19 protein-coding genes are annotated in these 21,654 nt (G+C 68.5%); 12 read left to right on the top strand and 7 right to left on the bottom strand.

What is annotated here, in order from left to right; translation table 11 throughout:
* Window positions 1-36: 36 nt before the first annotated feature.
* Complete coding sequence (locus tag ACM6LU_RS01470; RefSeq protein WP_414935754.1) at window positions 37-1,884, bottom strand: serine/threonine-protein kinase; 1,848 nt, start codon at window positions 1,882-1,884, stop codon at window positions 37-39.
* Window positions 1,885-2,011: 127 nt separating this feature from the next.
* Between ACM6LU_RS01470 and ACM6LU_RS01465 the strand changes: the two genes are divergently transcribed.
* The 6 genes from ACM6LU_RS01465 (at window position 2,012) to ACM6LU_RS01440 (ending at window position 10,059) form a co-directional block, all read left to right on the top strand.
* Window positions 2,012-3,892, top strand: coding sequence for a methylmalonyl-CoA mutase family protein (locus tag ACM6LU_RS01465; RefSeq protein ID WP_414935753.1), 1,881 nt, complete (start codon window positions 2,012-2,014; stop codon window positions 3,890-3,892).
* Complete coding sequence (gene scpA / locus ACM6LU_RS01460) at window positions 3,892-6,060, top strand: methylmalonyl-CoA mutase (RefSeq protein WP_414935752.1); 2,169 nt, start codon at window positions 3,892-3,894, stop codon at window positions 6,058-6,060. The genes ACM6LU_RS01465 and scpA overlap by 1 nt, the downstream gene beginning before the upstream one ends.
* A 3-nt stretch (window positions 6,061-6,063) precedes the next feature.
* Window positions 6,064-7,062, top strand: a complete 999-nt coding sequence (meaB, locus tag ACM6LU_RS01455; RefSeq protein WP_414935751.1) for a methylmalonyl Co-A mutase-associated GTPase MeaB — start codon at window positions 6,064-6,066, stop codon at window positions 7,060-7,062.
* Window positions 7,063-7,149: 87 nt separating this feature from the next.
* On the top strand, window positions 7,150-7,449 hold the full coding sequence (locus ACM6LU_RS01450) for a hypothetical protein (RefSeq protein WP_414935750.1): 300 nt from the start codon (window positions 7,150-7,152) through the stop codon (window positions 7,447-7,449).
* Between the two features lie 239 nt (window positions 7,450-7,688).
* Window positions 7,689-8,987, top strand: a complete 1,299-nt coding sequence (locus ACM6LU_RS01445) for an amidohydrolase (protein ID WP_414935749.1) — start codon at window positions 7,689-7,691, stop codon at window positions 8,985-8,987.
* A 247-nt stretch (window positions 8,988-9,234) separates the two neighbouring features.
* Window positions 9,235-10,059, top strand: a complete 825-nt coding sequence (locus ACM6LU_RS01440) for an endonuclease domain-containing protein (protein ID WP_414935748.1) — start codon at window positions 9,235-9,237, stop codon at window positions 10,057-10,059.
* A gap of 42 nt (window positions 10,060-10,101) precedes the next feature.
* Here the strand turns inward: ACM6LU_RS01440 and ACM6LU_RS01435 are convergent, their stop codons facing one another.
* Window positions 10,102-10,554 (bottom strand): gamma-glutamylcyclotransferase, encoded by a 453-nt coding sequence (locus tag ACM6LU_RS01435; protein ID WP_414935747.1) that lies wholly within the window; start codon window positions 10,552-10,554, stop codon window positions 10,102-10,104.
* A gap of 127 nt (window positions 10,555-10,681) precedes the next feature.
* Between ACM6LU_RS01435 and ACM6LU_RS01430 the strand changes: the two genes are divergently transcribed.
* The 4 genes from ACM6LU_RS01430 to ACM6LU_RS01415 all read left to right on the top strand — a co-directional run bounded on the left by ACM6LU_RS01430 (window position 10,682) and on the right by ACM6LU_RS01415 (window position 14,268).
* On the top strand, window positions 10,682-12,085 hold the full coding sequence (locus ACM6LU_RS01430) for an NAD(P)H-quinone dehydrogenase (protein ID WP_414935746.1): 1,404 nt from the start codon (window positions 10,682-10,684) through the stop codon (window positions 12,083-12,085).
* A gap of 81 nt (window positions 12,086-12,166) precedes the next feature.
* Window positions 12,167-12,631 carry a hypothetical protein gene (locus ACM6LU_RS01425; protein ID WP_414935745.1) on the top strand — a complete coding sequence of 155 codons (465 nt, stop codon included), beginning with the start codon at window positions 12,167-12,169 and terminating at the stop codon, window positions 12,629-12,631.
* A gap of 442 nt (window positions 12,632-13,073) precedes the next feature.
* Window positions 13,074-13,727 carry a class F sortase gene (locus ACM6LU_RS01420; protein WP_414935744.1) on the top strand — a complete coding sequence of 218 codons (654 nt, stop codon included), beginning with the start codon at window positions 13,074-13,076 and terminating at the stop codon, window positions 13,725-13,727.
* Window positions 13,728-13,851: 124 nt separating this feature from the next.
* Window positions 13,852-14,268 carry a hypothetical protein gene (locus ACM6LU_RS01415; RefSeq protein ID WP_414935743.1) on the top strand — a complete coding sequence of 139 codons (417 nt, stop codon included), beginning with the start codon at window positions 13,852-13,854 and terminating at the stop codon, window positions 14,266-14,268.
* Between the two features lie 60 nt (window positions 14,269-14,328).
* Here the strand turns inward: ACM6LU_RS01415 and glpK are convergent, their stop codons facing one another.
* Together glpK and ACM6LU_RS01405 are read right to left on the bottom strand one after the other, a co-directional pair.
* The gene (gene glpK, locus ACM6LU_RS01410; protein WP_414935742.1) at window positions 14,329-15,843 is read right to left on the bottom strand and encodes a glycerol kinase GlpK; all 1,515 of its coding nucleotides are present in this window, start codon (window positions 15,841-15,843) and stop codon (window positions 14,329-14,331) included.
* Window positions 15,844-15,856: 13 nt separating this feature from the next.
* Window positions 15,857-16,612 (bottom strand): MIP/aquaporin family protein, encoded by a 756-nt coding sequence (locus ACM6LU_RS01405; RefSeq protein WP_414935741.1) that lies wholly within the window; start codon window positions 16,610-16,612, stop codon window positions 15,857-15,859.
* Between the two features lie 249 nt (window positions 16,613-16,861).
* Between ACM6LU_RS01405 and ACM6LU_RS01400 the strand changes: the two genes are divergently transcribed.
* Complete coding sequence (locus ACM6LU_RS01400; protein ID WP_414935740.1) at window positions 16,862-18,601, top strand: glycerol-3-phosphate dehydrogenase/oxidase; 1,740 nt, start codon at window positions 16,862-16,864, stop codon at window positions 18,599-18,601.
* A gap of 67 nt (window positions 18,602-18,668) precedes the next feature.
* A complete protein-coding gene (locus ACM6LU_RS01395) occupies window positions 18,669-20,132 on the top strand; it encodes a benzaldehyde dehydrogenase (RefSeq protein WP_414935738.1) in 1,464 nt (487 codons plus the stop codon).
* A gap of 76 nt (window positions 20,133-20,208) precedes the next feature.
* On the opposite strand, the gene ACM6LU_RS01390 is transcribed toward ACM6LU_RS01395, so the two are convergent.
* The 3 genes from ACM6LU_RS01390 to ACM6LU_RS01380 are packed head-to-tail and all read right to left on the bottom strand — an operon-like array spanning window position 20,209 to window position 21,641.
* Entirely contained in the window at window positions 20,209-20,739 is a 531-nt protein-coding gene (locus tag ACM6LU_RS01390) for a GNAT family N-acetyltransferase (RefSeq protein WP_414935737.1), read from the bottom strand.
* A 21-nt stretch (window positions 20,740-20,760) separates the two neighbouring features.
* Window positions 20,761-21,135 carry a DUF1707 SHOCT-like domain-containing protein gene (locus ACM6LU_RS01385; RefSeq protein WP_414937052.1) on the bottom strand — a complete coding sequence of 125 codons (375 nt, stop codon included), beginning with the start codon at window positions 21,133-21,135 and terminating at the stop codon, window positions 20,761-20,763.
* A gap of 41 nt (window positions 21,136-21,176) precedes the next feature.
* On the bottom strand, window positions 21,177-21,641 hold the full coding sequence (locus ACM6LU_RS01380) for a DUF1707 SHOCT-like domain-containing protein (RefSeq protein ID WP_414935736.1): 465 nt from the start codon (window positions 21,639-21,641) through the stop codon (window positions 21,177-21,179).
* Window positions 21,642-21,654: the final 13 nt, after the last annotated feature.

The raw sequence follows: 21,654 nt of genomic DNA, 5'->3' as shown, positions 1-21,654 counted from the left end.
GCATCGCATGCGGGGAAAGTCCCCTTCAGCCCCTGGCTAGCCGTCCACGACGAGTGACCGCGCGACCGGCTCGAAGACCGCGGTCTTCGCCGACGTCTCCTGCTCGATCGGCGAGGTCACCGAGAGGATCCACAGGTCGACGCCCCCGCTGAACAGGTCCATGAACGTCGTGCGCGTGATGCTCTCGTTCGCGGAGTCCCTGGCCGCGGCGGAGCGCTCGGTCGTCCGGTAGACGTACCGCATGCTGTCGTCGCCCCGCCCTGGCACGGGGGTGGGCTCCCCGATGAGGGAGACCTCCGGATGCTGCGACTTCAGCCAGCTGAAGTAGGCCGGAGGCGAATTGTCGGAGAGGAAGCCGGTCAGCCGCTCGATCCGGATCACCTGGCCGCCGTCGGGCGCGACGTACTGGACCACCGTGCTGGGCACACCCCTGGTGACGTGCGGCGCGACGAACTTCTTCCAGTCCTCCGGCACGCCGATGCTGAACCGGCCGCCTTTGACACCGTTCACCGTGCTCGCGTCACCTTGCTGTGTGACGAGCACCGGCGGGGGCTGAGTGGCGATCGTGCCGCCCTGCGGCGTCCCTTCCGGTGGCCGCAGCTGCTGCCCGCCGACCGTCCTGGCCAGGACGAACCCGCCTCCCGCTGCCAGGAGGAAGACGACGACCGACGCGAGCGCCAAGGCCACCGTGGCCACCGTCGACCGGCTCAGCGGACGCGGCGCGGCCGGCGTGACCGTCGGCATCGGCGCGGGTTCGGCTGGGTGTTCCAAAGAATGGTGTTCCGGAGACCGTTGTTCCAGAGACCGGACTTCCAGAGACCGGGGTTCCGGAGACCGGGGTTCCGGAGCCGCCGCGGGCGGGTTCAGGAACGGCAGCGGCCCGGGGTCGGCGGCGAGTTCGGAACTCGTGCCTTCGCCCGGCTTGTCGGGGACGACCGGCTTGATCACCTGGGTGTCGGTCGCGTCAAGGTGCGCGGTGGTCTTCTTCCCGTCGGGCGTGTGGAACAGCTCGGCGGGGAAGAGGTCGATCAGTGTCTTGGCCTGCAACGGATACAGGCGTCGCCGCACCTCACGCAGAGTGACCCGCTTCGACGGCTCCTTCTTCATGAGCGCGCCGATGACGTCGGACAGCGGGCCGGGGCCGGGCTTCGGCACCTTGCCGTTGACGACCTTGCCGACCGTTTCGAGCGGGTCGCCGTCGGCGTCGTAGGGCGGAGAGCCCTCGATGGCGGCGAACAGCGTCGCGCCGAGGCCCCACAGGTCGGCGGCGGGGACGACCGCGCCCCCGGAGGCGACTTCGGGCGCGATGTAGGCGGGGGAGCCCAGCATCATCCCGGTGCGGGTCATGGTGGCTTCGGAGACGTTCCTGGCGATGCCGAAGTCGGTGAGCTTGATGCGGCCGTCGCCCGCGACCAGGACGTTCCCCGGTTTGACGTCACGGTGAGTGATCCCGGCGGCGTGCGCGGCTTCGAGCGCGGACGCGACCGCGATGCCGACCGCCGCCGTCTGCTCGACCGTCAGCGGCCCGTGGTCGCGCAGGATGTGCGCGAGGCTGCGTGACGGCAGCAGCTCCATGACCACGAAGGGTTCGTCGTTCTCGCGCGCGACGTCGTGCAGGATGATCACGTTCGGGTGACTCAGGACGGCGATCGCGCGGGCTTCGCGCAGGGTCCGTTCGCGCAGTTCGTCGGCCTGCGCGGTCGGGACGCCGGGCGGGAGGCGGACCTCTTTGACCGCGACCGGACGGTGCAGGAACTCGTCGTAGGCCGACCAGACGGTGCCCATCGACCCCGATCCGATGACCGAGCGCAACCGATATCGCCCGGCGACGACACGCTTCTCGTCGCCGGGGCTCTCGCTGGACTCGGTGGTGTCGGGCGGCACGGCCCCAATTGTGTCGTATGCCCACCTGGCGGGCCGATGCGCCGTGCCCTGGAGGAGTGAACGGTCCCCTCCCGGCGCGACTAGCGTCACAAGTGAGTCTTGTTAAGGGCCGTTAACATCGTTGGTTATGACGGAAGTGGCCGAGACGGAGTCAGTGCCGACCCCCGATGGACACGCTGCACCAGCCGAGCCCCATGCGCTGGCTCTCGCGGCGGAGTTCCCGGAAGCGAGCCGCGAGCAGTGGCGGGAACTCGTCGCCGGAGTGCTGCGCAAGAGCGGCGCGATCGCTGAGGGGTTCGATGGCCTGCCCGAAAGCAAACTGGTCACCCGGACGTATGACGGCTTGGAAATCCAGCCGCTCTACACCGCCGATGACGCGGTCGAGGGAACGGGCTTCCCCGGTCTTCCGCCGTTCGTGAGAAGCGCCCGGCCCGAGGGTTCGGTGACTACGGGCTGGGACATCCGTGCCAGGTACGCGCGACGCGACGCCAAAGTCACGAACACCGCGATCCTCGCCGACCTCGAAGGCGGCGTCAGCTCGATCTGGCTGCGTGTGGGCGCGACCGGGGTCCCCGTCGCCGACCTGGCCGACGCGCTGAACGAGGTCTACATCGACCTCGCGCCTGTCACCCTCGACGCGGGGGAAGAGTACGAAGCCGCGGCGAACGAGTTGTTCGGCCTCTTCGCCGAACGCGAGATCCCGGCGAGCGCGGTCACCGCGACGCTCGGCGCCGACCCGATCGGCCTGATCGCGCGCACCGGTTCGGCGTATCCGCTCGTCCCCGCCGCGGAACTGGCGGCGCGCGTCGCTTCCAGTCACCCGAAGGTGCGAACGATCGTGGCCGACGGCCTGCCGTTCCACGAGGCGGGCGGTTCGGACGCGCAGGAACTCGGCGCGACCATCGCGGCGGGCGTCGCCTATCTGCGGGTGCTCACCGAAGCGGGGCTGGACATCGACACCGCGGCCGGGCAGCTCGAGTTCCGGCTCGCCGCCACGGCCGACCAGTTCCTCACGATCGCCAAGTTCCGTGCCGCGCGGCGGCTTTGGGCAAGGGTCACCGAGGTATCCGGTGGTAAGGGGGCGGGTATGCGGCAGCACGCCGTCACCTCGCCCGCGATGCTGACCCAGCGTGACCCGTGGGTGAACATGCTGCGGACCACGCTCGCCTGCTTCGGTGCCGGGGTCGGCGGCGCGGAGGCGATCACCGTGCTCCCCTTCGACGCCGCGATCGGCCAGCCGGACGCGTTCTCCGCGCGGATCGCGCGCAACACGCACGCCGTCCTGCTGGAGGAGTCCAAACTCGCCGGCGTCATCGACCCGGCAGGCGGCTCCTGGTACGTCGAGAACCTCACCGACGATCTGGCCAAGGCCGCGTGGCGCGAGTTCACCGCCATCGAGGCGGCGGGCGGGATCGAGGCCGAACTGGCCTCCGGCGCGCTCGCCGGGCGACTCGCCGAAACCTGGAAAAAGCGGTCGAAGCGGCTCTCGACCCGTCGTGACCCGATCACCGGCGTCAGCGAATTCCCCAACCTGGCCGAGAAAACGGTCGCTCGCGATCCCTTCGAAGACCTACCGGACGGCGGCCTGCCCCGGCATCGGTACGCCGAGGCCTTCGAAGCCCTGCGAGACCGGGCGGACGCGCACCCCAGCCGTCCCCGCGTCTTCCTCGCCACTCTCGGACCCGTCGCGGCGCACACCGGACGGGCGAGTTTCGCGGCGAACCTCTTCCAAGCGGGCGGGATCGAAGCCGTGAACCCCGGCGCCCCGGAGGACCTCATCGCGGAATTCCGGGCCAGCGGAACGAAGATCGCCTGCCTCTGCGGAAGCAACACTTCCTACGCGGAGGAAGGCGACAGCGTCGCGAAGGCGTTGAAGGAAGCAGGCGCCACGTCAGTGCTTCTCGCCGGTAAACCCGGCGATCACGAGAACGTCTCGGGTTATCTCTTCACGGGCTGCGACGCCCTCGAAGTCCTGACCGGCACGTTGAACGAGCTCGGAGTGCAGTGATGACCATCCCGAACTTCGCAGGCGTCGACCTCGGCACCCCTGACCCGGTCGACCGTCCTCAGTGGACCGAAGCCCTGCATGCCGCCACCGGCAAGGGCCCCGACGCGCTCGCGTGGGAGACGCCGGAAGGGATCGGAGTCAAACCGGTCTACACCGCCGACGATCTGTCCGGAGTGGACTTCCTCGGCACGTATCCCGGTGTCGCGCCTTATCTGCGCGGCCCGTACCCGACGATGTACGTCAACCAGCCGTGGACGATCCGGCAGTACGCGGGGTTCTCCACCGCCGAGGAGTCGAACGCTTTCTACCGCCGCAACCTCGCAGCCGGGCAGAAGGGCCTTTCGGTCGCCTTCGACCTCGCGACGCACCGCGGCTACGACTCGGACCACCCGCGCGTCGCCGGTGACGTCGGCATGGCGGGCGTCGCGATCGACTCGATCTACGACATGCGCCAGCTCTTCGACGGCATCCCGCTCGACAAGATGAGCGTTTCGATGACCATGAACGGCGCCGTACTGCCGGTGCTCGCGCTGTACGTCGTCGCGGCCGAGGAACAGGGTGTCACGCCGGACAAACTGGCCGGGACCATCCAGAACGACATCCTCAAGGAGTTCATGGTCCGCAACACCTACATCTACCCGCCGCAGCCGTCGATGCGGATCATCTCGGACATCTTCTCGTTCACCTCGCGGAACATGCCGAAGTACAACTCGATCTCCATCTCCGGCTATCACATGCAGGAAGCCGGGGCGACCGCCGATCTGGAGCTGGCTTACACGCTCGCGGACGGCGTCGAGTACCTCCGCGCGGGCACCGAGGCCGGGCTGGACGTCGACAAGTTCGCACCACGCCTGTCCTTCTTCTGGGCGATCGGGATGAACTTCTTCATGGAGGTCGCCAAGCTCCGCGCGGCACGGCTGCTGTGGGCGAAACTAGTCAAAAAGTTCCAGCCCACGAACGATAAGTCTTTGAGTCTGCGCACGCATTCGCAGACCTCCGGCTGGTCGCTGACCGCGCAGGACGTCTACAACAACGTCGTCCGCACCTGCGTCGAGGCGATGGCGGCGACCCAGGGACACACGCAGTCGCTGCACACCAACGCCCTCGACGAGGCCCTCGCGCTGCCGACCGACTTCTCCGCCCGCATCGCGCGGAACACGCAGTTGCTGCTGCAGCAGGAATCCGGCACCACGCGGGTCATCGACCCGTGGGGCGGCAGCGCGTTCGTCGAGAAGCTGACGTACGACCTCGCCCGCAAGGCGTGGGGCCACATCACCGAGGTCGAGCAGGCGGGCGGGATGGCGAAGGCCATCGACGCGGGCATTCCGAAGCTGCGCATCGAGGAGGCCGCGGCGCGCACCCAGGCACGGATCGATTCCGGCCGTCAGCCGGTGATCGGCATCAACAAGTACAAGGTCACCGACGACGAGCAGATCGACGTGCTCAAGGTCGACAACGCCGGCGTCCGCACGCAACAGCTGGAGAAACTGCGGCGGCTGCGCGAAGAACGAGACGAAGACGCCACGCAGGACGCGCTCCGGAGGCTCACGGCGGGCGCCCAGTCCGACGGCAACCTGCTCGCGCTGGCCATCGACGCCGCCAGGGCGAAGGCGACGGTCGGCGAGATCTCCGACTCGCTGGAGAAGATCTGGGGGCGCCACTCCGGTCAGATTCGTACCATCTCCGGTGTGTACCGCGAGGAGGTCGGCAAGGCCGAGAATGTCGAAAGGGCTCGTGAACTGGTCGAGAGTTTCGCCGAGGACGAGGGCCGTCGTCCCCGGATCTTGGTCGCGAAGATGGGCCAGGACGGTCACGACCGCGGCCAGAAGGTGATCGCGACGGGCTTCGCCGACATCGGTTTCGATGTCGACGTCGGTCCGCTGTTCTCCACTCCCGGCGAGGTCGCGCGGCAGGCGATCGAGGCGGATGTGCACGTCATCGGCGTTTCGTCGCTGGCGGCCGGGCACCTCTCGCTGGTCCCCGCCCTGCGCGCCGAACTCGCCGAACAGGGCCGCGAGGACATCATCGTCGTGGTCGGCGGCGTCATCCCGCCGCAGGACTACGAGGAACTGCGCGCGGCGGGCGCGGCGGCGATCTTCGGTCCCGGCACGGTCATCGCCGACGCGGCGATCGACCTCATCGGACAGCTGACCGCCCAGGAGTCCTGAACCTTGCCGCGCAAGATCGACGTCGGAGCGCTGGCCAAGGGCGTCCTCGCGGGTGACCGCGGCCTGCTGTCGCGGGCGATCACGCTCGTCGAGTCCAACCGGGAAGACCACCGGGCGCAAGCGCAGGAACTGCTGGTCGAGCTGCTCCCGCACGCGGGCGGCGCGCGACGGGTCGGCATCACCGGCGTCCCCGGTGTCGGCAAGTCGACCTTCATCGACCAGCTCGGCACGGACCTGACCGAAGCCGGCCACAAGGTCGCCGTCCTGGCCGTCGACCCGTCGTCGACCAAGACCGGCGGCTCGATCCTGGGCGACAAGACCCGGATGGCGCGGCTCGCGGTGGACCCGAAGGCGTTCATCCGTCCTTCGCCGACTTCGGGGACTCTCGGGGGTGTCGCGCGGGCGACCCGCGAAACGATCGTGCTGATGGAGGCGGCCGGGTACGACATCGTGCTGGTCGAGACCGTCGGCGTCGGGCAGTCCGAGGTGACCGTGGCGAACATGGTCGACTGCTTCCTGTTCCTGACCCTGGCCCGGACCGGCGACCAGCTGCAGGGCATCAAGAAGGGCGTCCTCGAACTGGCCGACGTCATCGCGGTCAACAAGGCCGACGGCGACCACGAACGCGACGCGAAACGCGCGGCCCGCGAACTCTCCGGCGCCCTGCGGATGATCTACGGGCGAGACGCCGAGTGGACCCCGCCGGTGCTGACGTGCAGTGCGCTCACCGACGTCGGGCTGGACGAGGTGTGGGCCGAGATCGGCCGTCACCGGGACGTGTTGACCGAGTCCGGCGAACTGGACGGACGGCGACGGCGGCAGCAGGTCGAGTGGACCTGGTCGATGGTCCGCGAACAGCTGCTCGGGCGGCTCGCCGCGCACCCGGACGTGCGAGCGGTCGTTCCGGACGTCGAACGGGCGGTCCGGGACGGGGAACTGACGCCGACGCTGGCCGCTCAACAGATCCTGTCGGCGTTTTCCGGTCCTCCGCGTGGCGGCTGACGTGGGGACGCGGCAGAGTGCAGAATCGGGTTCGCACTCTGTCGACGAACACTCTGTCAACGAACCGAGTGCCGACGAAAGGGAGTCATGCCGAAAAGGTCTCGCCTCGGGCAGCTGGCCGGGCTGATCGCCGCCGGACTGGTCGTCTGTGCGCCGGCCGCGCCGTCTTCGGCGGTCCCGGCCGCTTCGCCGGTGATCATGCAGGCAGGGACGGTGCACGAGGTGCCATCGCAGGCGCCGCCGGGCCCGGTCCTCGACCCCGCCGAGACCGACAAGGCCAACAGCCAGGAGACCAAGAACAAGATCATCGCGGGCGTCATCGCGGTGGTACTGCTGGGTTTGGTGGTTTTCGGCCGTCGCGCCCGTTCCAAGAAGAAGAAGTCCTGAACCGCTCCCGGGAAGTAGAAGGACTCTCCGCTTAGCCCGGGCTGAACTCCTCCGAGCCGTTCAACGCAGATCCACTACCGGCCGTCTAGGGCTCGATCACTCGACGAGCGGCTTGTCATCTGCATGGTGCACGATCTATCGCAAATGCGTATCACAGATCGAACGGCACCCAGCGTGTCTTCAGTGACCACTCGTACGGTGGTAGACGAAGGCAACCGTGTTGCGGGAGGAGGTGCGGCGTGACGGTGCTCGATTCACGTCCGGACATTCCAGGCGACCCCGAGGGTCGCGTCGTTGCCCCTAAAGAGGCGCCCACCGCGCTGATCTCCGAGGCCGGCGTCAGCATGACACCTGTGGATGATCTGGGTGCCGGGCGTGGCCCCTTCTGGCTCGACGACTGGCTTCGCGCGAACGCCACCGACGTCCTCGCGTGGCGCCGGCACATCCACGCGCACCCGGAACTCTCCCGCCACGAGTTCGCGACCACCGAAATGGTCATGTCCCTGCTCCGCTCGGTCGGGCTCAAGCCATGGGTGCTCCCGGTGGGCACCGGCGTCGTCTGTGACATCGGAAGCGGCGACCGCTGCGTCGCGCTGCGCGCCGACATGGACGCCCTGCCGCTGACCGAGGCCACCGGGCTCCCGTACGCCTCCAAGACCGACGGCGCAGCGCATATGTGCGGGCACGACGCGCATACCGCGATCCTGCTGGGCGCGGCGCGGGCGCTGGCGGGAGCGCCGGAGCTGCCGGGACGCGTGCGACTGATCTTCCAGCCCGCCGAGGAGGTCATGCCCGGTGGCGCGCTGGACATGATCGCCGCCGGCGCGATGGAAGGCGTCGAGCGGATCTACGGGCTGCACTGCGACCCCCGGCTCGAGGTCGGCAAGGTCGGCCTGCGCGAGGGCGCGCTGACGTCCGCCGCGGACCTCATCGAGCTGCGCCTCACCTCGCCGGGCGGGCACACTTCGCGGCCGCATCTGACCGCGGACCTGGTGCACGCCCTCGGCACGGTGATCACGTCGCTGCCCGCGGTCCTGTCGCGGCGCGTCGACCCGCGTTCCGGGACCGTGCTGGTCTGGGGCGCGGTGCACGCCGGGCAGGCGGCCAACGCCGTCCCGCAGGACGGGGTGCTGCGCGGCACGCTCCGGACCGCTGACCACGAGGTCTGGACGATGCTGGAGCCGCTCGTCGCGTCTTCGGTGGAGTCGCTGCTCGCGCCGACCGGCGTCGGGTTCTCGCTCGACTACCGCCGCGGGGTCCCGCCGGTCGTCTCCGACCCGGAGTCGACCGCGCTGATGCGGGCCGGTGTCGAAGCCGCGCTGGGGGAGGCCGGCGTGGCCGGGACTGAGCAGTCGTCCGGCGGCGAGGACTTCGGGTGGTACCTGGAGCACGTCCAGGGCGCCTTCGCGCGGCTCGGCGTGTGGCCCGGCGAAGGCCCCATGGCCGACATCCACCGCCCGACGTTCACCCTCGACGAACGCGCCCTGCTGTGCGGTGTCCGCACCCTGGTCCACACCGCCCTCGCCACCCTGGCCTGATCTCCACCCAATCACGCGTGTTCTCCCTCTGGTCACGCGTGATCTCCACCTGGTCACAGTTGTTCGCCACTTCCGGTGTCGAACAACTGTCCACAGGGTTATCCACAACCTATGGAGCTATCCACAGGTTGTGGAAAGGGGCTTTCCAGAGGCTCCGGAACCCACGACTCTCGAGGTCATGATCGACTGGGGAGGACGACATGGGGCGGTCTCGCGTAGTGAGGCTGACAGAGTTCTGGGGCGCCGGATGGTCCTTGAAGGACTGGCCGCGGGTGTCCTCGCACAGCCATGGCGGGGAGTCGTCATCCATGCCGCCGATTCGCTCGAACTGACCACGCGGGCGCAGGCCGCTCTGCTCGTGGTGGCGCAACCTGCTGCTTTGTCAGGAGCTACATCCCTTGCGCTACATGGGATCTCGGCCGTGGACGACACGAGCATCCACGTGACGGTGCCCTACGCGCGACGGAACAAGCCGAAGCCAGGTTTGGTCATCCACCACGCCGATTTCCGGCCTTCGGACGTCGTCGAACTCGACGGGCTCACGACGTTCTCCTTGGATCTGGCGCTGGCCGATTTTCTCTGCGACGGTGACAAGCGAACCGCGATCGCCGCGCTGGACGAGGCGATGCACGGGCTTGCGCCGGACCATGTCCGGGCCCTGCGTGAGAACGTCCGGGACCGAATCATGGATCGCCGCGACCGGCGAGGTATCCACAGGGCTCTCCTGCTGCTCGACCTGGCGACCGGCAAGGCGGAATCCCCGCCGGAGAGCATCCTTCGGCTGATCGTCGTCGAGGCAGGATTCCCGATACCGGAGGTGCAGTACGAGATCACCACGATCGAGGGTCGCAAGCTGTACGTACTCGACATGGCGTGGCCGTCGCGGCGGATCGCGCTGGAGTATGACGGCTTCGCATCTCACGAGGGGCGCCACGACTATGACTCCGAGCGAGACGCACGGATGGCTGGACGAGGGTGGATCACGATCCGGGTGTCGGCGGCGGACCTGCGTGATCCCCAGCGTGTCTTGGCCGAGCTGGCCAGGGCGTTCGAGATGCGCGCGGTCGCGTGATCAGGCGGACGTCACGCGTGATTGGGCGGAGAACTCGCGTGATCAGCCGGAGATGCCCCGGCACGGGCGGGTGCGGAGCGCGTCGACGTAGTCGGCGGGGGCGCCCGCGGCCTCGGCGGCATCGGCGAGAACGCCGAGGTAACGCGCGGACGGGAGTCCGCCCTCGTAGGCGTCCAGGACGTACAGCCAGGGCAGGACCGAGCCGTCCATGGTCTGCACGCGCAGCCGGAGCTTGCTGTGCATGCCGAGCTCGCCGCCTTCCCAGCGGTCGAGGCCGTCCTCGTCCAGCGGCGTGACGTCGTACAGCACCACGAAGACCCGGGAGCCCGGGTCTTCGACGATGGTGGCCAGGGCACCTTCCCAGCCCATGTCCTCGCCGCCGAAGGTCAACCTCCAGCCTTCCAGCCAGCCGGTGCCGGCCATGGGCGAGTGCGGAGCGCGCTCCAACATCTGGGCGGGCTCCATATTGGATCCATACGCGGCATACAACGGCACGGCGACAGCCTAGCGACCCGGCGGTCGCCCGGCCGGACGTACATGCCGTGTCCGGCCACTCAATCCGCCCAGCGGTCGCCCGCGTACGGTAAACGCAGTCACAGACAGCGCTAAGAGGAGGAGACCAGTGACCAAGATCGTGATCATGGGCGGAGGCCCCGCCGGTTACGAAGCGGCACTGGTCGCGGCCCAGCACGGGGCCGACGTCACCATCGTCGAACGCGACGGTCTCGGCGGTGCGTGCGTGCTCTACGACTGCGTTCCGTCGAAGACGTTCATCGCCTCTTCCGGCGCGCTCGCGAACATGCACGACCTCCGCGAACTCGGCATCAACACCGACATGGCCGACACCAGTGTCGACCTGCCGACCGTCCACGGTCGCGTGAAGGGTCTCGCGCTCGCGCAGTCCGCCGACATCCGCGCCCGCGTCCAGCGCGAAGGCGTCCGCGTCCTCATCGGACAGGGCCGTTTCGACGACGAAGAGACCGGTCTCGCCACGCACAAGGTCGCCGTCACCACCCACGACGGCACCGTCGAGGTCCTCGACGCCGACGTCGTCCTCATCTCGACCGGCGCCACCCCGCGTGTGCTGCCCGGTGCGGTGCCGGACGGCGAGCGCATCCTCGACTGGCGTCAGCTCTACGACCTGCGTGAGCTGCCCGAGCACCTGGCCGTCATCGGTTCGGGCGTCACCGGCGCCGAGTTCGCGTCGGCCTACACCGAAATGGGCGTCAAGGTCACCGTCGTGTCCAGCCGCGACCGCGTGCTCCCGCACGAGGACGCCGACGCCGCCGCCGTACTCGAAGAGGTCTTCTCCCAGCGCGGCACCACCGTCGCCAAGCAGGCCCGCGCCGACAAGGTCGAGCGCACCGAAAAGGGCGTCGCGATCCACCTCGCCGACGGTCGCGTGATCGAAGCCAGCCACGCGCTGATGACCGTCGGTTCCGTGCCCAACACCGTCGACATCGGCCTGGAGAAGGTCGGCATCGAGCCCGGCCCCGGCGGCTTCATCGGTGTCGACCGCGTTTCCCGCACCAACGCGCCCGGCATCTACGCCGCGGGCGACTGCACCGGCGTGCTCATGCTCGCTTCGGTGGCCAGCATGCAGGGCCGCATCGCGATGTGGCACGCGCTCGGCGAAGGCGTCGCGCCGATCAAGCTCAAGACCGTCGCCGCCAACGTGTTCACCCACCCCGAGATCGCGACCGTCGGCATCAGCCAGCAGGCGATCGACTCGGGTGAGGTGCCCGCCCGCACCATCATGCTCCCGCTCGCGACGAACGCCCGCGCGAAGATGGAAGGCCTGCGACGCGGTTTCGTGAAGCTGTTCTGCCGCCCCGCCACCGGTGTGGTCGTCGGCGGGGTGGTCGTGGCCCCGAACGCGAGCGAGCTCATCCTTCCCATCGCGCTCGCCGTCCAGAACCAGCTCACAGTGGAGCACCTGGCACTGACCTTTTCGGTGTACCCGTCGCTCTCGGGATCGATCACCGAAGCGGGCCGCCAGCTGATGCGCCACGACGACTTGGACTGATCTTCTCCGGGGAAGCAACCCTCGCGAGGGTGCCCGCGTCTAGCGCGTGTCGGATGTTTCGTTGGCAGCTAGGGGTTTTTCGTGGTGCGCAGGGTTCTCTTCGGAGTGGTGGCGATCGGTGCGGCGGTGCTGGCGGGTTCGGCGACCGGTCTCGCCCAGCAGCCCCAGCCCGATACACCAGGCGTCACGGTGCAGCTCAACGACGACACGGCCTACGAACTGGGGCTCGTCGACAAGTACGTGCACGGTGAGTCCAATGTGGCGCTGGCGCAGTGCCCCGGCGATGGACTGAAAGCGCCGAAGTCGACGACGTTCAGCTCGCCGGTGCTGAGCGTGGGCAAGTACGACTACGGCCCGCTCGTCGGGGTCCCCGCGAACGTCAGCGCGGAGGTCGACCTCAAGGATGGCACAGCACCGGGCACCTACCCGCTGACCGTCAACTGCAACGGAAAGAACCACACGGCAACGTTTTCCGTTCCTCCCCGGCAGGTGAGCGCGGTACCTTCCGGCGCCGCCCGCGCGGGTGACGGCAGTATGGCACCCTGACTTTCGCGACCTTTCGTGATGAAGGCAGGCAGCCCGGCCCCGGTCGAGGCGTCATGCGGGGATTGGGAAACGGAGAACCGCCACTGGGTGAACAGGGGCGCGGGATTCCTTTCTTTCCTCTATCGATTCACTTTTATCTTCTTCGCCCTTTTCTCCGGCTTCCCCCACCGAGGCCTCGGCCCGTACGCGTCCCCGATCGGGATCCTCGGGGAGCCGAGCGTCTCGCCCGCCAAGGGCCGCGCGGGTGGTCAGGTCAAGATCGACTTCAGGTGCGCGACGGGGCCGACGAGTTCGGCGCGTCCGCGTACCGTCGTCGCGCGGTGCGGAACTGATCGCGATCATTTCGTGACCTGGGCGGGCAACCGTCCGGTCGCGCCTGGCGTCTGGCAGGCGTGGGGGTGACCGGCTCCGTCGCTCTCGCACCGCTTCCTCGGGGGTGAACATGAAGTCGACGTGGTGGCGAGGACGACGGGCACCGCTGGTACTCGTCGTCGTCTTGGTGGCCGTCTTGGCGACGGTGGTGGTCGTCCTGTCCGGTCCGGGGGAGACCGGGCAGGCCGCTTCGCCGCAGGTCACGCAGCAGGCCGCGGCACCGATGGCGCCGAGTGCCGAGCCGCAAGGTGAGGCGGCCGACGGGATGCCGAAAGCCGATCCGGTCTCGATCGACGTGCCGAAGATCGAGGCGAAGTCCAGCCTGGTCCCGCTCGGGCTCAACGCGGACAACACCGTCGAGGTGCCGCCGGTGACTCAGCCGATGCAGGCGGGCTGGTACGTGAACGGGCCGACCCCGGGGGAGGTCGGGCCTTCGGTGATCCTCGGCCACGTGGACGGGAACAAGCAGAAGGGCATCTTCTTCCGGCTGAAGGAACTGGCGCCCGGCGACAAGGTCTCGATCGCCCGCAAGGACGGCACGACGGCCGAGTTCGCGGTCACGAAGGTCGAGCGGGTGGCGAAGGACAAGTTCCCCACCGACGCGGTCTACGGCGACACCACCGAGCCGGAACTGCGGCTCATCACCTGTGGCGGGGTCTTCGACAAGGCGTCGCACAACTATCTCGACAACATCATCGTTTTCGCTCGGCTGCTCGTGAGGTGAGTTCCATGATCAGGTACCGGTCCGCCCTGGTGGTGGCGTGCGGGGTGGCCCTGGCCGCCCCTGCCGTCGCGTTCGCGCAGGACGGCGTCCAGGCACCCCGCCGACGACGTTCACCCCGCCGCCCATGCAATACCCGTTCATCGGCGTCTCCCCGTCGAAGTCGACGGCGGGGGAGGACGTCCTGGTCTCGGTCGGCTGCCCGGTGGCCGACTTCGTCGAGGTGACGTCGATGGTGCTGGACCGGATCGGGAAATTCGAGGTGACCTCGGAGGACCCGGTGATCCTCGGCGCGGTCGCGCACATCAGCGACAAGGCGAAGCCGGGCTTCTACGCGGTCAAGGCGACCTGCAAGACGGCGACGGTGACGATCAACCTCGAAGTCGCGCCGGGCAAGACCCCGACCCTGACCCCGCCTCCGACGACGAAACCGCCGAAGCAGACGCCGCCGAAGACGGTTCCGTCGGTGAAACCGGCGGCCGGACGTCAGGTTTCGAAGATTCCGGTGGGAGCTCCGCAGACCGGCGGCGGCGCTTTCGGCTGAAGCCCGTGGAGGCCTCCTTCCCTGCTCGCAAGGTAGAAAAGGAGGCCTTCACGAGCTTTCTCAGTCTTCGCCCTCGACCCAGTCGAAGGTCTTCGTGACGGCCTTCTTCCAGTTGCGGTACTCGGACTCGCGGCGGGCCTCGTCCATCGACGGGTCCCACTGCTTGTCCTGCGCCCAGTTGTTGCGGATGTCGTCTTCGCTCTTCCAGAAGCCCACCGCGAGACCGGCCGCGTAGGCCGCGCCGAGCGCGGTGGTCTCGTTGACCACCGGGCGGATCACGGGCACGCCGAGGATGTCGGCCTGGAACTGCATGAGCAGTTCGTTGACGACCATGCCGCCGTCGACTTTCAGCGACTTCAGCGGGACACCGGAGTCGGCGTTCATCGCGTCGATCACCTCGCGCGACTGGAACGCGGTCGCCTCCAGGACCGCCCGCGAAATGTGCCCCTTGTTGACGTACCGGGTGAGGCCGACGATCGCGCCACGGGCGTCGGAGCGCCAGTACGGCGCGAAGAGGCCCGAGAACGCCGGCACGAAGTACGCGCCACCGTTGTCCTCGACGCTGCGGGCGTGCTGCTCGACTTCGGCCGCGGAGCCGATCAGGCCGAGGTTGTCCCGCAGCCACTGCACGAGCGATCCGGTGACCGCGATCGAACCTTCGAGCGCGTACACCGTGTCGTTCGAGCCGATCTTGTAGCAGACCGTGGTGAGCAGCCCGTTGTCCGACATGACCTTCTCGGTGCCGGTGTTGAGCAGCATGAAGTTGCCGGTGCCGTAGGTGTTTTTGGCCTCACCCGGCGAGAGGCACGCCTGCCCGAAGGTCGCCGCCTGCTGGTCGCCGAGGATGCCCGAGATCGGGACACCGGCCAGCGCTCCCTTCTCCCGGACCTTGCCGTAGGTCTCCGAAGACGACCGGATCTCCGGGAGCATCGACAGCGGGATCGTCATCTCCTCGGCGATCCCGGCGTCCCAGGCCAGGGTGTCGAGGTCCATCAGCATGGTCCGCGAGGCGTTGGTCGGGTCGGTGACGTGCACGCCGCCGTCGACCCCGCCGGTCATGTTCCACAGCACCCAGGTGTCCATGTTGCCGAAGATCAGGTCACCCGCTTCGGCCTTGGCGCGGGCACCGTCAACGTTGTCGAGGATCCACTTGATCTTCGGGCCGGAGAAGTAGGTCGCCAGCGGCAGGCCCACCTTCTCGCGGTAGCGCTCCTGCCCGCCACCGAGCGCGCCCAGGTCGCTGACGATCCTGTCGGTGCGGGTGTCCTGCCACACGATCGCGTTGTACACCGGCTTCCCGGTGCTGCGGTCCCAGACCAGCGTGGTCTCGCGCTGGTTGGTAATGCCGACCGCGACGATGTCGCCCGCGACCAGGTCCCCTTTGGCGAGCGCGCCCGCCGCGACGGCGCGGGTGTTCTCCCAGATCTCTTCGGCGTTGTGCTCGACCCAGCCCGCCTTCGGGAAGATCTGCTCGTGCTCCCGCTGGTCGACGGCGACCACACGGCCGGAGTGGTCGAAGATCATGCAGCGGGTCGACGTGGTGCCCTGGTCGATCGCGGCTACGTACGAAGTCATCGAAGCTCCAGTCTCAGGTCAGGTTGTGGACGGCGAGGAAAAGCAGGGCGGCCAGGGCACCGCCGACCAGGGGGCCGACGACCGGGATCCAGGAGTAACCCCAGTTCGGGTTGGCCTTGTTCTTGATGGGCAGCAGGAACGCGTACGCGATGCGCGGGCCGAGGTCTCGGGCCGGGTTGATGGCGTAACCGGTCGGGCCACCGAGGGACTGGCCGATGACCAGCACGACGAACGCTACACCCGCGTAGCCGAGCGCGGAGTTGCCGAAATTCGGCGTTCCGCTGTCGCTCGTCGGGTTGGCGTAGATCGGGCTGAGCAGGATCCACGCGACCAGCACGAAGGTGCCGATGACCTCGGTGACGAGGTTCCAGGCCTTGTTCGGGATCTGCGGCGCGGTCGAGAAGATGCCGAGCGTCTCGTCGCGGTTCGGATGGTCGTCGAACTGCAGTTTGTAGGTGGCCCAGCAGAGCACGGCGCCGAGGATCGCGCCGACCAGCTGCCCGGCGAAGTAGATCGGGACGTCCGCCCACTTAGTCTTGTCGGCGATGGCGAGGCCCAGTGTCACCGCCGGGTTGAGGTGCGCGCCGCTCGGCGCGGCGAGGCTCGCACCGGTGAAGACCGCGAACGCCCACCCGAGGGTGATCATCACGATGCCACCGTTGTGGCCGTTGTTCTTCCGCAACACGTGGTTGGCGACCACGCCGTTACCCAACAGGATCAGGACCGCCGTTCCCAGCAGTTCCCAGACGAATATGGCTCCTGCGCTCACCGCTCGACCTCCACTGTGGACATACTGCGTGGGACATTCCGCGCAGGGTCGTACACGGTGTGCCACGGCGCCCTTGCCGACCCACGTTCGAGGCACGTTACCGTCGCGTATTTGTTCCTTCCAGGCGCCGCGAGCACGAATTCTTCCAAGATCGGCGAGGGTTACGCCACATGTGTCACCCGCATAACGGACCGGTCGCGGCCGATCGTGCGATGCTGGTGTGACAGCGGCACCAAGGAGGAATGTCACGTGGCAAGCTTTCAGCGCGAAGCCGAAAACAGCCCCGCCAGGCTGGGACCGCTCAAGCGGGAAGAGTCGTGGCAGCGGCTGGGTGAGGACAAATTCGACCTCGTCGTGATCGGCGGCGGAGTGGTCGGTGCCGGTACGGCGCTCGATGCCGCGACACGCGGACTGCGGGTCGCGCTGGTCGAAGCACGCGACCTCGCCTCGGGGACGTCGAGCCGCTCCAGCAAGCTCTTCCACGGCGGGCTCCGTTACCTCGAACAGCTGGAATTCGGTCTGGTACGAGAAGCCCTGCGTGAACGCGAGTTGATGCTGACGACGATCGCGCCGCATCTGGTGAAGCCGGTCAGCTTCCTGTACCCGCTGACGCACCGGATCTGGGAGCGCCCATACACCGCGGCCGGCCTGCTGATGTACGACACGATGGGCGGCGCGCAGTCGGTTCCCGGCCAGAAACACCTGAGCCGCGCGGGCGCGCTGCGCATGGTTCCGGCGCTGAAGCGGTCCGCGCTGATCGGCGGGATCCGTTACTACGACGCGCAATCCGACGACGCGCGCCACACGATGACTGTCGCCCGCACCGCCGCGCATTACGGCGCCGTGGTGCGCACCTCCACCCAGGTGGTCGGTTTCCTCCGTGAGGCGGACCGTATTTCCGGCGTCCGCGTACGCGACGTCGAAGACGGCCGCGAGACCGAGATCCACGCTTCCGCGGTGGTCAACTGCACCGGCGTCTGGACCGACGAACTGCAGCGGCTTTCCGGTGGCCGCGGCCGGTTCCGGGTACGGGCGAGCAAGGGCGTGCACATCGTCGTCCCGCGCGACAGGATCGTGTCGGAAGCGGGCATGATCCTGCGTACCGAGAAGTCCGTGCTGTTCGTCATCCCGTGGCGCAATCACTGGATCGTGGGAACCACCGACACCGACTGGAACCTCGACCTTGCGCATCCCGCCGCGACGAAGCACGACATCGACTACCTCCTGGAGCACGTCAACACCGTGCTCGCGACACCGCTGACGCACGACGACATCGAAGGTGTCTACGCGGGACTCCGGCCTTTGCTCGCCGGGGAAAGCGAAGAGACGTCGAAGCTTTCGCGTGAGCACGCGGTCGCCCGGGTCGCTCCGGGACTGGTCGCGATCGCGGGCGGCAAATACACCACCTATCGGGTGATGGCGGCCGACGCCGTCGACGCGGCGGCCGTCGACCTGCCCGGCAGGCCGCAGCCGTCCATCACGGACAAGGTGCCGCTGCTGGGCGCCGACGGCTACCACGCGCTGGTGAACCAGGCCGACCATCTGGCCGGCGAGCACGGGCTGCACCCGTACCGCGTCCGTCATCTGCTCGACAGGTACGGCTCGATGGTGCACGAGGTCCTCGCGCTCGGCGAAGGACGGCCGGAACTGCTCAAGCCGCTGGAGCACGCGCCGGACTACCTCGGCGTCGAGGTCGTCTACGCGGCCAGTCACGAAGGCGCGCTTCACCTGGAAGACGTCCTCGCGCGCCGGACGCGGATCTCGATCGAGTACGCGCATCGCGGCGTCGACTGCGCCGAGCAGGTCGGCATCCTGGTGGGCGAGGTGCTCGGCTGGTCCGAGGACCAGATCCGACGCGAGGTTGAGGTCTACAAGGCGCGGGTGGACGCGGAACGGGAGTCCCAGTCGCAGCCGAGCGACGAGGCCGCCGACGCGTTGCGGTCGTCCGCGCCGGAAGCACGCTCCGGCATCATCGAACCGGTGAGTTGATTCGGTCATTGCCTGATCGGGTGAATTTGAAATAGCGTCGACCGTCCCTGAGGCGGAAGGCGGACTTGTGGTGTTTCTCGACTCGTCGACGTGGACGGACCGGATCTTCGCCGGGGGCTCGTGGGTGCCCAGTAGCGGTGGCACCCGTGACGTCACAGAGCCCGCGACCGGTGCGGTCTTGGGCAGCGTCGGGATCGCTTCGGCCGCGGATGCCGCGAAAGCGGCGGAAACCGCGGCCGAGGCGCAACGGTCCTGGGCGGCGACGCCGCACGTCCGGCGTGCCGCGATCTTGCGCACCGCTGCCCGGTTGTGGGCCGAGCACGCCGACGAGATCCGCTGGTGGAACGTGCGTGAGGTCGGCGCGGTGCCGGGGGTGGCCGGCTTCTCGCTGCACGTGGCGGAACAGGAGTGCTACGAGGCGGCGGCCCTGCCCGGCCGCCCGTACGGCGAACTCCTGCCGAGTGAAGAACCGCGTCTTTCGATGGCACGCCGTGTCCCGGCGGGCGTCGTCGCGGTGATCTCACCGTTCAACATGCCGATCATCCTGGGCATCCGTTCGGTCGCCCCGGCGCTCGCGTTGGGCAACGCCGTCATCCTGAAGCCGGACCCGCGCACCGCGGTCACCGGCGGCGTGGTCCTCGCGCGGATCTTCGAGGAAGCGGGGCTGCCGCCGGGAGTGCTGCAGATGCTGCCGGGTGGCGCGGACGTCGGCGAGACGCTGGTGACGCATCCGGCGGTCCGGGTCATCTCCTTCACCGGGTCGACCGGCGCCGGGCGCAAGGTCGGCGAACTCGCCGGAAAACATCTGAAGCGGGCACATCTGGAGCTGGGCGGGAACTCCGCGCTCATCGTGCTCGACGACGCGGACGTGGAGGAAGCCGCCGGAGTCGCCGCGTTCGGCTCCTTCTTCCACCAGGGCCAGATCTGCATGACCACCGGGCGGCACCTGGTGCACGAGCGGATCTACGACGACTTCGTCGAGCGGCTGGCGGCGAAGGCGGCCGCGATCCGGGTGGGCGACCCGGCACGGGACGAGGTCGCGCTCGGACCGATCATCGACGCCGGGCAGCGGGACAAGATCCACGCGCTGGTCACGGCCAGCGTGGCGGCGGGGGCGCGGGTCGCCGCCGGTGCCGACTTCGACCGGCTGTTCTACTCCGCGACGGTGCTCTCCGACGTGCCGCCGACGGCGCCCGCGGTCGCCGAGGAGATCTTCGGCCCGGTCGCGCCGGTCGTGCGGTTCTCCGACGCGGAGGAGGCCGTCCGGCTCGCCACGGCGAGCGAATACGGGCTCTCGCTGGGGATCGTCACCCGTGACGTCCTCAAAGGACTGGACCTGGCCGACCGCGTCCCGACCGGGATCGTGCACATCAACGACCAGACCGTCAGCGACGAGGCGAACAGTCCCTTCGGCGGCGTCGCTGCTTCGGGCACCGGAAGCCGTTTCGGTGGGGCGGCGGCGAACGTCGAGGCCTTCACCGAAACCCGCTGGGTCACCGTCCGCGCCGCACCCCCCACCTACCCCTTCTGACCACCGCAAGTAGTCCTCTAGTTGCGGTAGTACGTAGTGCGAACTACCGCAACTAGAGGACGAAACGCGGGGGGAGTCAGGCGGTGCGGCGCCAGCGGATGAGGCGTTCCCCGGTCGGGGCCGGGTCCAGTTCGGGCCCGATCAGGGTGAATCCGCATTTGCGGGCGACCGAGGCCGAAACCTCGTTGGTCTCTTCGTAGCGGTAGCTGACCTCACGAAGGCCGAGTCCGCCGAAACCGAACCGCAGGGCCGCGTTGAGCGCGGTGCTCGCGACACCTTCGCCCCGCGACGCCGCGCGCACCCAGACCGACGCCTCCGCGTAGCCGAGGTCGAAATCGAGATCCCGCAGGCCGACCTCGCCCAGCAGATCCCCGGTCGTCGGCGCGGCCACGGCCCAGGAACAACGTTCGTCACCGGCCCACTGGGCGGCGCGCAGCGCGACGTACTCGGTCGCCTCGTCGAGGTCTCGCAAGCGGTAGTTCAGGACGTACTTGCGGTGTGTCGGATCGGCGAAGGCCGCGACCAGCGCCGGACGGTCGTCGAGGGCCTTGTCCGCCCGCAGCTGCCGCAGGTAGTACTCGCCCGCGTTGATCTCCACCGGTTCCACCCTTCGAGGGTAACCGGATCTTCAGTGACGGCGGCTCATGATCAGCGCGACCGCCAACGGCAGCAGGAACACCAGGAACGTCCCTCGGGTGAAGAAGAACAACGCGATCGCGACCGCGGCGGCGATCGGCACGGCGCTGGCGGTCAGCCATTTCGACGGCTGGGCCTCGTTCTTCGCGCTCGCCCGCGCGACGCCGGGCATCGGGGGCAGGGGCAGTAGCGCGCTCGGCCGGGGCGAGGGCAGGTCCGTGAACAGGGGTTCGAGATCGCTAGCCATCCTCGCGGCGCTGACCTTGGCCGAGCGCGTGCCGAACTCGTCGAGGTCGAGTCTGCCGGTGCGGACATGCTCTTCCAGCGCGTCGAGCGCGTCTTGGCGTTCGGCGTCGCTCAGCCGCATGTCCGGTCTCTCGGCGCTCACGTCCCGAGTCTACGGGCGGATCAGCCGTCCAGTTCCCGGCGGCGCTGCTTCCCGAGCTTCTTGTGGGCGTTGTCCCAGCCCTTGCCCCAGATGCCTTCGCCGACGGCGCTGATCCCGATCGGGACGAGGATGAACCACCAGGTGACGCCGGTGGTGACGATGAGTGCGATGGAGGCGATGAAGAGGATCGGCAGGAGCGCGCCCATGACCCGTTGCATCGGGGAGATGCCCGCCGACGGCGACGCCGGTTTCTCCGGTTCGCTCACGGCCGTCTTGGGTGCGTCGAAGACGGGGTGCGGTTCGGGCAGATCGAGGAAGAACGCGGACAGCTCTCCACGTGTCTTGGCGGCAGTGACCTGAGCGGACCGCTCGCCGAACTCGTCGATGTCGATCCGGCCCACGCTCAGGTGCTCGCCGAGCGCGGTCAGCGCGGACTCTCGATCCTGGTCACTGATCCGCAGCTGCGGAGACGGCGCTTCGCTCACCCTTTCGATGGTA

The organism is Amycolatopsis sp. cmx-11-51 (assembly GCF_047608665.1).
Taxonomy (GTDB): domain Bacteria; phylum Actinomycetota; class Actinomycetes; order Mycobacteriales; family Pseudonocardiaceae; genus Amycolatopsis.
Note: the sequence above shows the minus strand (reverse complement) of the source record. Positions and strands in the feature narration are given on the sequence as shown.

Coding starts and splice junctions, on each gene's coding strand:
- ACM6LU_RS01420 (WP_414935744.1), top strand. CDS start 13,074: ATGAAGTCGACGTGGTGGCGAGGACGACGGGCACCGCTGGTACTCGTC.
- ACM6LU_RS01415 (WP_414935743.1), top strand. CDS start 13,852: ATGCAATACCCGTTCATCGGCGTCTCCCCGTCGAAGTCGACGGCGGGG.
- glpK (WP_414935742.1), bottom strand. CDS start 15,843: ATGACTTCGTACGTAGCCGCGATCGACCAGGGCACCACGTCGACCCGC.
- ACM6LU_RS01440 (WP_414935748.1), top strand. CDS start 9,235: ATGGTCCTTGAAGGACTGGCCGCGGGTGTCCTCGCACAGCCATGGCGG.
- ACM6LU_RS01465 (WP_414935753.1), top strand. CDS start 2,012: ATGACGGAAGTGGCCGAGACGGAGTCAGTGCCGACCCCCGATGGACAC.
- scpA (WP_414935752.1), top strand. CDS start 3,892: ATGACCATCCCGAACTTCGCAGGCGTCGACCTCGGCACCCCTGACCCG.
- ACM6LU_RS01450 (WP_414935750.1), top strand. CDS start 7,150: ATGCCGAAAAGGTCTCGCCTCGGGCAGCTGGCCGGGCTGATCGCCGCC.
- ACM6LU_RS01385 (WP_414937052.1), bottom strand. CDS start 21,135: ATGCGGCTGAGCGACGCCGAACGCCAAGACGCGCTCGACGCGCTGGAA.